This is a genomic window from Pararcticibacter amylolyticus, from assembly GCF_003130405.1.
Lineage (GTDB): Bacteria > Bacteroidota > Bacteroidia > Sphingobacteriales > Sphingobacteriaceae > Arcticibacter > Arcticibacter amylolyticus.
Map to the genome: position 1 here is coordinate 199,094 of NZ_QEAS01000009.1, position 14,852 is coordinate 213,945.

Consider the following 14,852-nt stretch of genomic DNA (forward strand, 5'->3'; position numbering starts at 1 on the left):
CCTAAAAACACATCCCATGAAAAAAGACTTACCTGAAAACATAGTGGAAGACGTCGCCATCGCGGTGGTTCTTGAAAAAGAAAGCCCTGAAGTTAAAGATTGGAACGTGTATCTGGTCAATTTGAAAAATGAACCGATAGAAACGGTTCTGGTTTCGTCAAGAGGATATGGGCTGAAGGACGGAAAGGAAGTAAAAACTTCAACTTTAAGACATTCAATAGGAAATGTGGACAGCCGGGAGTACGCGCTGATTGAGGCGATCGATGAACAGGTGTTCGGGTTAACCAATGAATACTGGCTCAGCTATTATATAGGAGAAACTATCTACGACAAGAAGTTTATTTTTCTGCCTGAAAGCATTGTCGAATCAAACATCATCAGAATTCCGGTAGTAAACAAGCCGGGAGTAATGATCAAATAATTCATCACAAACAAATTGTTATTCACGATCTTCCGAAAAAGATTTCCCGGTAAGAATACAATTTCTTCTTTGTGAATAGAATTCTTCATAAATTCACGAAAATCTTTTATATGCCTGCTTATAAACCCTTTACCAGAAAGCAGTTAACGATTTTATCGGCTTTCATCGTTGTTCTTCTCATAGCCGGGATCAGCTATTGGAGACTAAAACACTCTGAGAAAAGGAATTATGCTGAATACAGCAAATACCTTGAGAGTTTCACCAGTGGTGTGATCTCCAAAGAAAGTGCAATAAAGATCCGGCTGGCGAACGATGTACAAAACACGTATGCGACAGGCAAGCCAATAGAAGGTGATATATTGTCGTTCTCTCCATCACTGAAGGGAAAGGCATATTGGACTGACTCACGCACACTCGAATTCCGTCCTGACGGAGACCTTGAACCCGACACCAAATACACAGCTACCCTCAGGCTGGATAAAATCTTAGAGGTAAGCGACAACCTGGAGGATTTTGAGTTCGATTTTCAAACCATCAAACCTGATTTTGAGGTGGTATTTGCCGGACTAAGGTCGTCAACCAATACCTCGGTTGATAAAATGAAGCTCACGGGCACTGTTATTACTGCCGATGCAGAAGATAATCCGAAGATTGAAAAGCTTTTGAACGTCAGTGGTACCGGTAATATCAAGGTCACCTGGCAACATGATAACACCACCAGGAAGCACGAATTCACTATTGACAATATCGGTAAGGAAAAAGCTCCAAAAGAAATGTCGGTAAGCTGGAACGGTGATGTTCTTGACATTGACAGGAGTGGAAAAAAAACATATACCATTCCCGCTTTAGGCGATTTTAAAGTTTTGGATGTGAGAGCGGTACAGGATAACGAGCAGTACGTCCTTGTACAATTCTCGGAACCCGTCCGGGTAGGGCAGGAATTAAACGGACTTCTGGGAATTACAAATTCAGAAATGCCCGCCTATACCATCCAGGGAAGTGAAGTGAAGCTGTACCCGGCAGTACGCCTGGAAGGAAATTTTGGAGTCTTTGTAAATGAAGGAATTGAGAATATCTCAGGAAAAAAGCTTTCCCATACCTACAACGGGAACGTGTTCTTCGAAAACCGGCTTCCATCCGTGACAATTCCGGGAAAGGGAGTTATCCTCCCCCATTCGGGTAAACTGATGATGCCGTTTGAAGCGGTAAATTTAAAAGCAGTCGACGTTTCGATCATTAAAATATATGGAAATAATATTCCTCAATACCTCCAGGAAAACTCTCTGGACGGCGAAATTTCGCTCCGTCAGGTTGCAAAACCAGTAAAGCAGGTAACTATCCGGCTTGACGAAGATAAAAGTGTGAACCTGCATAAGAAAACACGCTTCATGCTGGACATCGATAAACTGCTGAGAACAGAACCCGGAGCGATCTACCGGATTATGATAGGCTTCAGGCCGTCTTATTCAGTTTATTCATGTAAAGGCCAGGCAGGCGCGCTCAGTGACGAGCAGAACGATGAAGAACGGGAATACTATGGCATGAAGATAGATGAAGACGACGAGTTCTGGAGCAGGTATGATAACTATTATCCTTACGGATATAACTGGAATGAGCGGGAAGATCCCTGCAGTAACTCTTACTATAACCGGGAAAGATGGGCTGCGAGAAATGTGCTGGCCTCTAATATCGGTCTTATTGCTAAAAGCGGAAGCCAGAATAACATCACGGTTGCTGTTACCAATATCCTGACGGCCGAAGCCATGGAAGGAGTGGATCTCCAGTTCCTGGATTATCAGCAGCAAATTATAGGACATGCGGAGTCGGACGGAGAAGGGCTGGCACAGGTTACCCTGAAGCGGAAACCCTTCCTGCTGGTTGCAAAAAAAGGAGATGAACGGGCATATCTTAAACTCGACGATGGCAGTTCACTCCCTCTAAGCCGCTTCAACACAGGTGGTGAACAGGTTCAGAAGGGCCTCAAAGGATTCATTTACGGAGAAAGAGGCGTATGGAGGCCCGGTGATTCTATCTTCCTTAGCTTCATCCTTGATGACAGGGCAAATAAGCTTCCCGCGGGGCATCCTGTCAGCCTTGAGCTCTATACTCCTGAAGGTCAGCTTTACAAGAGAATCAATAACCGACAGGGAACCAATGGTTTTTATACCTTCAAAACAGCTACAGAGCCGAACTCCCCTACCGGGAACTGGCGTGCAAAAGTAAAAGCCGGGGGAGCAGTATTCGAAAAGAGGATCAGGATTGAGACGATTATGCCCAACAGGCTGAAGATCAACCTTTCTTTTGCAAACAGGAAGCTGCTTGTAAAAGGCGATAATGTACAGGGACAGCTTGGATCGGAATGGCTGTTTGGAGGCCCGGCAAGAAGTCTTAAGACCAAAGTAGATGCATTCCTAAGTGCAGAAAAAACCAGTTTCCCAAAATATGAAGGATACTCATTTGATGATCCGACCAGGCCATTCAATTCGCAATTGCAGAATATATTCGACGGCAACCTGAATGAAGACGGTAAAGCTTCCTTTACTCCGGGCATTACAACGGAACAGGCAGCTCCGGGTATGCTGAACGCGACATTTATGGTTAAAGTGTTCGAGCCCGGAGGGAATTTCTCTATCCGTACTCAATCTATGCCTTACAGCCCCTACCCTTCTTACCTGGGAATCCGTACACCGGAAGGGAATGGCCTTTCAGGGATGCTTGTTACAGATAAGGATCACCCGGTTGATATTGTATCGGTCGACCCCTACGGCAATGCATCCGTAGGAATCCAGGATGTAGAGGTTGAACTGTATAAGATCCAGTGGCGCTGGTGGTGGGATGAAGATGAAAACTCAGTCAGCAACTTTACGCAGGACGAATATAACAAGCTTGTCGGCACTTCTGTTGTCAGGCTGGTTAACGGGAAGGGTAAGTGGAATTTGCGTGTTAATCAGCCCGATTGGGGCCGCTTTCTGATCAGGATACGCGATCCGAAAACAGGACATGCTACCGGCAGGATCGTTTATATTGACTGGCCTAACTGGTCTGAGCGCCTGCAAAACGGGAATCCCACAGAAGCTGCCATGCTTTCATTCACGGCAAACAAGGAGAAATTCAAAGTTGGTGAAGAAGCAGTGCTGACTATTCCGACTGCCAATCAAGGCAGGGCACTGATCAGCATAGAAAACGGAAGCAGGGTACTGAGCACCTGGTGGACCGATACTAAAAAGGGACAAACTCAATATAAATTTAAGATAACGAAGGAGATGAGTCCCAACGTCTTCGTGAACGTCACATTGCTCCAGCCTCATTCTCAAACAGTGAACGACCTTCCGATCAGGATGTACGGCGTTATTCCCATTGAAGTAGAAGATCCTGAAACACAACTAAAACCGGTGATCACGATGCCCGCAAGCATACGACCGGAGACACAGTCTGCCGTTACCATTTCGGAGGCATCAGGGAAACCGATGACCTATACCATTGCGGTGGTTGATGAAGGTTTGCTGGATATCACCGGATTTGCCACTCCCGACCCTCATGCCGCTTTTTACGCGCGGGAAAGCCTGGGAGTTAAGACCTGGGACTTGTTCGATTTTGTGTTAGGTGCTTATGGCGGTGAACTGCAAAGGATCTTAAGCATCGGCGGAGACCGGCAAACAGGAAAGGGCAATAAAAACCCGACAGCCAACCGCTTTAAGCCTGTGGTAAAATTCCTTGGACCGTTCAGGATCGCAGGAGGAGAAAAGAAAACACACCAGTTTACGCTGCCACAATATATCGGATCTGTCAGAACAATGGTGATAGCCGGGGAAAACGGGGCTTATGGCTACGCAGAAAAGGCCGTCACGGTGAAAAAACCTTTAATGGTGCTGGCAACCCTTCCGAGGGTACTTGCACCCGGTGAGCAGATCCGGTTGCCCGTCACGGTCTTCGGCCTCGATCCGTCTGTAAAGAAGGTTAATGTAAAGGTAATATCAAATGCCTTTACCTATCCGGCTAATACGACATCTGTGACATTTAGTAAGCCCGGAGAGCAGATGGTGTACTTTGACCTTAAAACAAAAGACTTTCAGGGGATCGGAAAAGTAAAAGTGATCGCACAGAGCGGCAAAGAAACTTCGCAGTATGATGTGGAACTCAATGTCAGGAATCCGAATCCGGTCATTACACGTGTCAGCGAAGCTGTAGTCGATCCCGGCAAAGCATGGACTACTGCCTTCAGGGCATTCGGAACGGCAGGGAGCAATACCGCGTCACTGGAGGTTTCATCTATTCCGCCACTCAATCTGCAGCAGAGGCTAAGCTATTTGATTTCCTATCCTCATGGGTGTGTAGAACAAGTCACCTCATCTGTTTTTCCTCAGCTATACCTCACTTCACTGTCTGACCTTTCAGATAAACGAAAGGCTGAGATAGCAAGGAATATTAAAGCGGGTATCCAGCGGCTCCAGGGATTCCAGTTACCTGAGGGCGGGATGGCCTACTGGCCCGGAACAGGAGAAGCAGACGAATGGAGCACCAACTACGCAGGCCATTTCATGATAGAAGCAGAAGCTAAGGGATATACTCTTCCGCCTGCCTTCCTGCCTCAGTGGCAGAAATTTCAACGGGCAAAGGCCGTTTCATGGGCCCCTTCAAGCACTAATTTTTATGGAGGCGATCTGCTGCAGGCATACCGGCTTTATCTGCTGGCCCTCAGCCGCTCACCTGAGCTGGGCGCTATGAACAGGTTACGCGAATTCAAATACCTGTCACCCGCTGCGAAATGGCGTCTGGCAGCGGCCTACCGTATAGCGGGTCAACCGGAAACAGCGGCATCTCTTATTCAAGGCCTGCCGCTGACAATTAAGCCGTACAACCAGTCTTTCGGTACCTTTGGTTCCGAATTAAGGGATGAAGCCATGATCCTTGAGACGCTTACCCTGCTGGGAAAACGTCAGCAGGCTTATGCACTTCTGCGTTCAATCTCAAACAGGCTTTCCAAAGAATCCTGGTACAGCACACAGTCAACCGCATACGCCCTCATCGCTGTTTCAAAATACTGCGGCACTAATACATCGGGTTCAAAACTACAGTTTGCTTATAAGTTTAACGCCAGCAGCGGAAATATCGGCGGCAACTCCTATCTGTGGCAGCTTCCGGCTATACTGAATGGTTCTTCCAATACTGCCAACATCCTGAATAAAGGTAAAAACCGGCTGTTCGTCCGGCTGATCACCCAGGGTAAGCCGGGAATGGGACAGGAAACGCAGGCACATGCGGATCCCGATATATTGAATCTGCGGGTTGGATATTTTAACATGAAAGGGCACATTATAGATCCTTCCAGTTTGCCTCAGGGGACAGATTTTATTGCCCAGGTGAATATTCATAACCCCGGGAAGCGCGGAAAATATGTGAACATGGCCCTAACCCAAATATTCCCCTCAGGCTGGGAAATCATCAATACGAGGCTGATGGATCAGGAGAGCCAGTATGGGTCGCCGGCAGACTACCGGGATATAAGGGATGACAGGGTAAATACCTACTTCAGCCTTGATGAAGGGAAAGAAGTAACGTACTTTGTCCTGCTGAATGCATCTTATCCGGGACGTTTTTATTTGCCTCCGGTTTACTGTGAAGCCATGTACGACAGCAGTATAAATGCTTCGGCTGAAGGTAAGTGGGTAGAGGTAGTGCAGGTTAAATAGAAGTAATGGGAGACAAAAAGATAATTCGATGGATTAAAGAGTTATCACTGAAGAAAAAGATCATGGCGGTACTTTTTGCCGCCGCCATGACCGCATTCTTCTTTTGTCTTCCCTCTCCCCTGTTTAATTCCCCGTCTTCGGTGATTGTGGAAGATTACAGGGGGGAACTGCTGAGTGCATCCATTGCAGCAGACGGGCAGTGGAGATTCCCCGCAGGGGACACGATTCCCGACAAATTTGTTAAATGCATCACGGCATTTGAAGACAAACGTTTCTTTTACCACCCGGGGGTTGATCTTTTGTCGGTAGCACGGGCATTCAGACAGAACCTGAAAGCAGGGAAAACAATAAGCGGGGGAAGTACGATTACCATGCAGGTGATCAGGCTGGCCACCGGGAAACGGCGAACGCTGTTCAATAAGCTGGCGGAAGGGATCAGGGCATTACGTCTGGAACTTGGCTGCTCAAAAGATGAGATCATTGGGCTCTATGCCGCTAACGCACCTTTTGGCAGTAACGTCGTGGGACTTGAGGCTGCATCATGGCGATATTTTGGAAGAAGCCCGGACAAACTCTCCTGGGGCGAAACTGCTGCCCTGGCAGTGCTTCCCAATGCTCCCTCTCTTGTGCATCCGGGAAAAAACCGGGCGATACTCCTTGCAAAACGAAACAGGCTTCTCGATGTCCTGAAAAGCGAAGGGGTTTTAGACCAGTCAGAAACAGAACTGGCGAAACTTGAACCTGTACCGGAAAAGCCCGTTACTTTACCCCAATACGCACCTCATCTGCTGGCGCTGGCCAGAAAAGATCTTGCAGCTAAGCGGATAAAAAATGCCCGGGTAAAAAGCAGTATCAGGCTTCAGCTCCAGGAAAGGGTGAACTCCATACTCGCTAATCACCACCAAAGACTTGCTGCCAACGGAGTTAACAATATGGCAGCACTGGTAATTGATATTAAATCAAATAAGGTACTGGCTTATACCGGCAATATCTATGAGCCGCAAAACGCAGAACTGGAAAGTCATGTAGATGTGATCCAGGCAAAAAGAAGTCCCGGCAGTACCCTGAAGCCAATCCTGTTCGCTGCCATGCTTAATGAAGGAATGCTGCTGCCTAACAGTCTGGTTCCCGACATTCCGACGCAGATAGCCGGCTACCAGCCAAACAATTACGACCTCGGCTATGATGGAGCTGTACCCGCTTCAAAAGCACTGGCCAGGTCGCTGAACGTACCGGCTGTGAGAATGCTTCAGCAGTACAAATACGGGCGTTTTTATGATATGCTCAAAAATACGGGCATATCGACCTTAATCCGTCCTTCAGATTTTTATGGACTTTCGCTCATATTAGGGGGATGTGAAGTAAATATGTGGGAGCTTTCGGGGATCTATGCCAGTATGGCCAGGTTTTTAAACCAGGCCGGCGATACGGGAGGGATCCAGTGGGAACGTCCCTCCTACCTGAATGCGCGGGAGGAAGGTGATCCGCAAAAGAAAACGGATGAGGGATACCAGTTAAGCCGCGCGGCAGTGTGGTACACATTTGAAGCCATGAATGAGGTGATGCGTCCGGGAGAAGAGCAGTTATGGCAACGGTTTGAATCATCTCAGAAGGTTGCATGGAAGACAGGCACAAGCTTTGGGTTCCGCGACGCCTGGGCTATAGGACTTACGCCGGATTACCTGGTGGCCGTGTGGGCAGGCAATGCGGACGGTGAAGGCAGACCCGGACTTACCGGAGTTGACGCGGCTGCGCCGGTGTTATTTGATATCTTCAGATCTCTTCCGGATCCGCCGGGAAAGTGGTTTACCATGCCGAGAAAGGAACTGGTTAAAATAAAGGTCTGCACCGAAAGCGGTTTCCGGGCTTCAGATCTCTGTAATTCACAAAAAGATATGTGGCTTCCGGCCGCCTCCCTTAAGGCGCCTGTCTGCCCGTATAATAAACTCATCCACCTGGATAAGTCGGAAAAATGGCAGGTTACAGACGATTGTGTGCCGGTCTCGGATATGGTACACAGATCCTGGTTCGTCTTGCCTCCTGCTATGGAGTTTTATTACAAAACGAAAAATTACAGTTACAAACCTCTCCCGCCCTTTCTCTCCGGTTGTGGCGGAGAAAGGGAAACTTCGCTGGCAGCCATGGAAATGATCTATCCCAAAAACAAGGCCCGCATTTACGTTCCGCTCGAACTCGACGGCAGACGCGGGCAGGTTATTTTTAATGCTGCACACAGGAGATCTTCCGAAATTATTTACTGGCATCTTGATAACCAGTATGCCGGTTCAACCCGCTCTCCCCATCAGATTGCCCTTAATCCTTCCGCCGGCACCCATCATATCACGATAGTGGACCAGGAAGGAAACCGGCTTGAACAAACGTTTACCATACTTGATAAGGAAAAGAATTAATACGTATGTTTGTAGTATATGCTTGAAAATATCGATCTTCAACAGGTCATGGTGCTGGATATTGAGACCGTTCCTCAATATGCTGATTTTGATGAGGTGCCTGAGATTTTCAGAGAGCTGTGGGACAAGAAAACGCGGGCCCAGCGCAAAGAAGGAGAAACGCCCGGAGAATTTTATCCAAGAGCCGGAATTATGGCCGAGTTCGGGAAGATCATCTGCATCTCTGTGGGTATCTTTACCAAAAATGGCGATCGTACCGGGCTTCGGGTTAAATCGTTTGCAGGTGATAATGAATGTGCCATTCTGGGGGAGTTTATCTCCCTCCTCGACAAACAACCAGCTAGCCTGAGCTTGTGCGCGCATAACGGGCGGGAATTTGATTTTCCTTACCTTTGCCGCAGAACACTGATCAATGAGCTTTGCATTCCGTCCCAGCTCAGGATAAGCGGAAAGAAGCCCTGGGAAATAAACCACATTGACACGATGGATCTTTGGAAATTCGGAGACTTTAAAAGCTATACGTCTCTTAACCTTCTTGCCGCAATATTTAACATCCCGACACCAAAAGATGACATCAACGGAAGCGATGTATACAGAGTTTACTGGCAGGACCGTGATATTGAACGAATAAAAACATACTGCCAGAAGGATGTAATCACCACCGCTAAGATCTTATTGAAATTTAAAGAACATCCCCCGATCAAAGAAGAAGATATCATCATAGTAAACTAACAGCGGGATCAACGCAACAAATAACAAAAAAAGTTAACATCCTTTGACTTCGGCTGTTATATTCATTATTTAAAAAATTCTTTTCATGACAAAAAGAAAATCAGGACATATCCTAATAGTATTTAACCAGCTTATAAGCGACATATTTGAACGAAGCGGCAACACGCCCTTAAATTATAAACAGATTGCGGCGAAACTGAACCTCAACGACCCGGAATCAAAAGAGACCATTCTGCATGTTCTTCAGGACGAGAGCAAAAAAGGCCTGTTTAAGGAGGTTGAACGCGGCAAGTTTCAGCTTAAAGACCTGAAAACCCTTCTCACTGGAACTGTTTCATTAACAAGCGACGGATCCGCTTTTATAGTACCCGATGACGAGTTTGAAGAAGACATTTATGTAGCGCCCCGAAAATTGCGTACGGCCCTCAATGGCGATAAAGTAAAAGTGTATGTTTTTGCTAAAAGCAAGGGACGCCGTAAAGAAGGCGAAGTCATAGAAATTATAAAGAGGGCAAAAATGGAGTTCACGGGCATTATCAAAGTGTCTGAAAAATTTGCCTTTTTTATTCCGGACGACCGCAAAATGCTTCACGACATCTTTATTCCGCTTGAAGAGCTGAATGGTGCAAAACACGGAGAGAAGGCCATTGCGAAAATTACTGACTGGCCGGAGGGAGCAAAGAACCCGATCGGTACAATAAGCCGTGTGCTGGGTGTACAGGGAGAGAACAACACAGAAATGAACGCGATCCTTGCGGAATATGGATTTCCGCTGCAATTCCCCGATGAGGTTGAGCAGGAAGCAAATGCAATTCCGGAGGTAATTAGCGAGGATGAGATCGGCAAACGCCGTGACTTACGGAACGTTCTCACATTCACCATCGACCCGGCTGATGCAAAGGACTTTGATGATGCTATTTCATTCAGGCATCTTGAAAATGGCAATTATGAGGTTGGGGTGCATATCGCGGATGTTTCACATTACGTGTCACCCGGGACGCCGCTTGACAAAGAAGCTTTCGACAGGGGTACTTCAGTTTATCTGGTTGATCGTGTGATCCCGATGCTTCCTGAACGCCTGTCGAATGGGGTATGTTCACTTCGTCCGAAGGAGGATAAACTATGTTTCTCAGCGGTGTTTGAACTTGATAAAGATGCAAATATTGCCGAGCAGTGGTTCGGAAAAACTATCATACACTCCGACAGGCGCTTTTCATATGAAGAGGCCCAGGAGGTTATTGAAGGAAATTCACACGAGTTAAAATCAGAAATTGACATTCTGAATCAATTAGCTTATAAGCTGAGGGAACGTAAATTTAAACAGGGGGCGATCAGTTTTGAAACTACTGAAGTTAAATTTAAGCTGGACGAAGCGGGAAAGCCTGTCGGTGTGTATGTAAAAGAGAGAAAAGATGCACATAAGCTGATCGAAGATTTTATGCTCCTGGCAAACCGGAAAGTGGCAGAGTTTGTGGCTAAGAAAGGACGGGGCAAGAAAAAGCTCACGTTTGTATACCGATCTCACGACGCGCCCAACCAGGAAACGCTGCTCGGCTTCGCGCAGTTCGCTGCAAGATTCGGCTATAAGATCAACACCAAATCGGACAAGGAAATTGCACGCTCGCTGAACTTCCTGATGGAAGATGTCGAAGGAAAAAAAGAACAGAACGTGCTGACGCACCTGGCAATCCGTTCGATGGCAAAAGCCATTTATACCACAAAAAAGTCAAGCCACTATGGCCTGGCGTTTGACTATTATACCCATTTCACTTCTCCGATCCGCCGCTACCCGGATGTGATGGCGCACAGACTGCTGGAGCTTTACCTGGAAGGGGGCAAATCGGTAAATGAAGAAGAATATGAGAAAATATGTCTTCACGCCTCCCAGATGGAAAAGAAAGCTGCCGATGCTGAACGGGCATCCGTGAAGTATAAGCAGGCTGAATACCTGGAAGAGAATATCGGCAGAGAGTATGACGGGATTATTTCAGGTGTTACAGAATGGGGCATGTATGTCGAGATCGTTGAAAATAAATGTGAGGGAATGGTTCGCCTGCGTGACATAACCGACGACTTCTATGTGCTGGATGAGAAAAACTATTGTATCATAGGCCAGCGAAAAAAGAAAATATATCAGTTGGGTGATGAAGTAAGGATCCTGGTTAAAAAAGTAGATCTCGGAAAGCGTCAGATTGACTTTACGCTGGTATCATCTCCCAGGCCGTCAAATAATCCTAACGGAAATTAAGGCGCGGGTTAAATCAGGCAGATGAAAGCCAACAAGCATTTTTTCTTATTTTCGCCATCACATTATGTACACACCAGAGCAACTACAGGATTTAATTAATAAAGAGATTGCAGAAAAACATTATCCGTTATCTCCGTCCGAACTTTATGACCCGATTCAATACATCATGTCGCTGGGAGGCAAACGGATGCGCCCGGCGCTGGTACTGATGGCCTGCGATTTGTTTGAAGGCAGCGTTATTAAAGCTCTTCAGCCTGCGCTGGGCATAGAGATGTTCCATAATTTCACGCTTATGCACGACGATATTATGGATCGTGCTCCATTGCGCAGGGGAAGGCAAACAGTGCATACTAAATGGAATGAAAACGTTGCCATCCTGTCGGGCGACGTGATGCTGGTAGAGGCCTATAAACTGATCACTCTTGTTGACGATACAATACTCCGCAAAGTTCTGGATATCTTCAGCGAGACGGCGTCCGGCGTATGCGAAGGCCAGCAGACCGATATGAATTTCGAGGTCTCTGATAGCGTGACTATCCCCGACTACATCGAAATGATCCGCTTAAAAACGGCGGTCCTTCTGGGATGCAGTTTAAAAATAGGGGCGTTAATTGGCAATGCCGACGATCAGTTTTCTTCTTATCTCTATAAGTTCGGTGAAAACCTGGGTATTGCATTCCAGCTACAGGATGATATCCTGGACATTTACGGAGATCCTGAAAAGTTTGGCAAGCAAGTAGGCGGAGATATTATTTCCAATAAAAAAACCTTCCTTCTTATCAAAGCTCTTGAAATTGCTGAGGGACTGGATGCTGAGGAACTCCATTACTGGCTGAACTCAGAAGATCCGGAAACTGAAGCCAAAATAAAATCCGTAACAGATATCTATAATCGTTTGGGCGTAAGACAACTTGCTGAAAAGGAAATGAGCCATTTTGCGGAACAGGCGCTTTCCCACCTGGAAAAGATCAATGTCCCTTCCGAAAGGAAACTGGTTTTGAGAGGATTTGCTGATCAACTACTGATCAGGGAGAATTAGCATAAACCGCCGGCGGGTGCCGGATAAAAATTGAAGCATAAAAAAAGCGCCATTTACGAAAACGGCGCTTTTTTTATGTTTTATATTCTCTGTTTATTCAGTTACAGCAGGAGCAGCTTCTGTAGCAACAGGAACGATAGATACATACGACTTGTTATCTGCTTTCTTTCTGAACACTACTTGTCCGTCTACCAAAGCGAATAATGTATGATCCTTACCAAGGCCAACATTCTTATCAGGATGGTGTTTAGTGCCACGCTGACGTACGATGATGTTTCCTGCAATCGCATTCTGACCACCGAAAATTTTGATACCTAAACGTTTACTATGCGACTCGCGACCGTTCTTGGAACTACCAACACCTTTCTTATGTGCCATCTTTTTTTATCTTTTTGAACTAATTAAAAATCAATTCAGGTTAATACTCTTTTTCTTTGCCGGGGATATCTTAGAGAGAGATTCCGGTAATTTCAATTTTAGTGAACTGCTGACGGTGACCGTTTCTTTTCTTGTAACCTTTACGGCGTTTTTTCTTGAAAACGATTACCTTGTCACCCTTTAAATGAGACACGATCTTAGCCGAAACTTTAGCTCCGTTCAGTGCATCAGCACCTACTTTGATATTACTACCGTCCGCAGCTAACAATACATTGTCAAATTCAATACTAGCGCCTTCATCTCCCTGTAAGCGGTGTACAAAGATATACTGGTCTTTTGCAACCTTGAATTGCTGTCCGGCTATATTTACTATTGCGTACATTGTTAGTTATTTAATAATTTTTATAAAATGAGGTGCAAATATAGACAATTTTCCCGAACAAACAAGCGTTTCAGGAATTATGTCCGCGGGTTTTCCGATTTGTAACCAGCGGGAATAAATGGACCAGTAAAGCAAGTAAACTCACGCTCAGTCCAACGCCTGTTACACCCAGCCATTTCCAGTTTGTCCAGGCAAGACCGGCAAAAAAAGTTCCCGACGCCCCGCCTATAAAATAAGAAACCATGTATACGGTATTCAGGCGGTTTCTCGCTTCCGGATGGAGGGCAAAGATGATCGTCTGATTAGCAATATGGGTAGATTGCAGCCCCAGGTCAAGAAGAATGACGCCGATTATAAGGCCGGCTATACTGGCAGAAGAAATCCCGAAGATCACCCATGACAGCACAATCATGACCAGGGTAATGGTAATAAGTTTTGTTTTATCCATTCTATCGCTGATCCTGCCCACTACTGAAGCAGCAAGCGCACCTCCTGCCCCTATAAGGCCGAAGGCCCCCGCAATATCACTCCCCTGGTAAAACGGAGGACCGTTCAATAAAAAAACAAGGGTGGTCCAGAACGCCCCGAAGCCCGCGAAGCTAAGTGCACCTCTAACAGATGCGATCCGGAGAGCCGGTTCTGTCCTGATGTATTTAACAAGCGACAGCATCAGCTGTTTGTATGAGCCTTTATATTCCGGATGTACTTCGGGAAGCAATAACCACAAAGCAAACCATAAAATAACCATGATAACAGCCGCGATCATAAACATGGCACGCCATCCTAAGTGTTCTCCCACCACACCGCTGATCGTCCGGGAGCAGAGGATCCCTATAAGTAAGCCGCTCATAACCGTACCAATTGCCTTGCCACGTTCTCCGGCATCAGCAAGGTGTGCTGCCATCGGCACAAATAGCTGGGGGACAACAGATGTTACCCCTATAAGAAAACTCGCGAACATTAATACGTGAATACCGGGAGCAAAAGACGCAAGTAAAAGCGCTAAAAGGATCAGGACGAAATCAATCAGGATCAAGCGTTTTCGTCTCATCATATCTCCAAGCGGTATGATAAACAATAACCCGACAGCATATCCGATCTGGGTAAGCATGGCAACAGAAGAAGCCCGCGCCTCGGAGATCTGAAAAGTTTGTGCTATTTTCCCGAGAAGGGGCTGGTTATAATAATTGTTTGCAACTACAAGCCCCGAAGCCGACGCCATAAGCCACAAATTTAATTTTGTAAGCTTTGGTTTTGAAATTTCAGAGCTTTGTTCTTCTGGAGTGTTTTTCATCGGCCGGCAAACTTAGATAATTGCAAATTATTTAGTTTCATAACAAGGTAATTTTAAAACAGATTGTAAAGCGGTGACTCACCAAGCCTTAAGATCAAAGAAAGCTAGATAAAGAGAACAACTATTCGACACAGTGTTGGTACTTTCTACATTAAAAAAGGAAGTTCGAATCCGACAAACCACAACAAACAACTGTATTACAATAAGTTACACAGAATACATCTTTATGGCATAGTTATTCTTATCTACTATACATC

The 14,852-nt window shown here is 46.2% G+C and carries 9 protein-coding genes; 6 read left to right on the forward strand and 3 right to left on the reverse strand.

Going from position 1 to position 14,852, the window contains the following annotated elements; all coding sequences use genetic code 11:
- The first annotated feature begins 16 nt into the window (after window positions 1-16).
- The 6 genes from DDR33_RS25850 to DDR33_RS12520 all read left to right on the forward strand — a co-directional run bounded on the left by DDR33_RS25850 (window position 17) and on the right by DDR33_RS12520 (window position 12,541).
- Entirely contained in the window at window positions 17-421 is a 405-nt protein-coding gene (locus DDR33_RS25850) for a hypothetical protein (RefSeq protein WP_109416126.1), read from the forward strand.
- A gap of 110 nt (window positions 422-531) precedes the next feature.
- Complete coding sequence (locus tag DDR33_RS12500; protein ID WP_109416127.1) at window positions 532-6,111, forward strand: alpha-2-macroglobulin family protein; 5,580 nt, start codon at window positions 532-534, stop codon at window positions 6,109-6,111.
- A gap of 5 nt (window positions 6,112-6,116) precedes the next feature.
- On the forward strand, window positions 6,117-8,522 hold the full coding sequence (pbpC, locus tag DDR33_RS12505) for a penicillin-binding protein 1C (RefSeq protein ID WP_109416128.1): 2,406 nt from the start codon (window positions 6,117-6,119) through the stop codon (window positions 8,520-8,522).
- 18 nt (window positions 8,523-8,540) lie between these two features.
- A complete protein-coding gene (locus tag DDR33_RS12510; RefSeq protein ID WP_109416129.1) occupies window positions 8,541-9,254 on the forward strand; it encodes a 3'-5' exonuclease in 714 nt (237 codons plus the stop codon).
- An 85-nt stretch (window positions 9,255-9,339) separates the two neighbouring features.
- Entirely contained in the window at window positions 9,340-11,502 is a 2,163-nt protein-coding gene (gene rnr / locus DDR33_RS12515; RefSeq protein WP_109416130.1) for a ribonuclease R, read from the forward strand.
- 64 nt (window positions 11,503-11,566) lie between these two features.
- Window positions 11,567-12,541 (forward strand): polyprenyl synthetase family protein, encoded by a 975-nt coding sequence (locus tag DDR33_RS12520; RefSeq protein ID WP_109416131.1) that lies wholly within the window; start codon window positions 11,567-11,569, stop codon window positions 12,539-12,541.
- Between the two features lie 93 nt (window positions 12,542-12,634).
- Here the strand turns inward: DDR33_RS12520 and rpmA are convergent, their stop codons facing one another.
- The 3 genes from rpmA to DDR33_RS12535 form a co-directional block, all read right to left on the reverse strand.
- A complete protein-coding gene (rpmA, locus tag DDR33_RS12525; protein ID WP_109416132.1) occupies window positions 12,635-12,919 on the reverse strand; it encodes a 50S ribosomal protein L27 in 285 nt (94 codons plus the stop codon).
- A gap of 70 nt (window positions 12,920-12,989) precedes the next feature.
- Window positions 12,990-13,301 (reverse strand): 50S ribosomal protein L21, encoded by a 312-nt coding sequence (rplU, locus tag DDR33_RS12530; RefSeq protein WP_109416133.1) that lies wholly within the window; start codon window positions 13,299-13,301, stop codon window positions 12,990-12,992.
- A gap of 70 nt (window positions 13,302-13,371) precedes the next feature.
- Entirely contained in the window at window positions 13,372-14,595 is a 1,224-nt protein-coding gene (locus tag DDR33_RS12535) for an MFS transporter (RefSeq protein WP_202913730.1), read from the reverse strand.
- Between the last annotated feature and the right edge of the window lie 257 nt (window positions 14,596-14,852).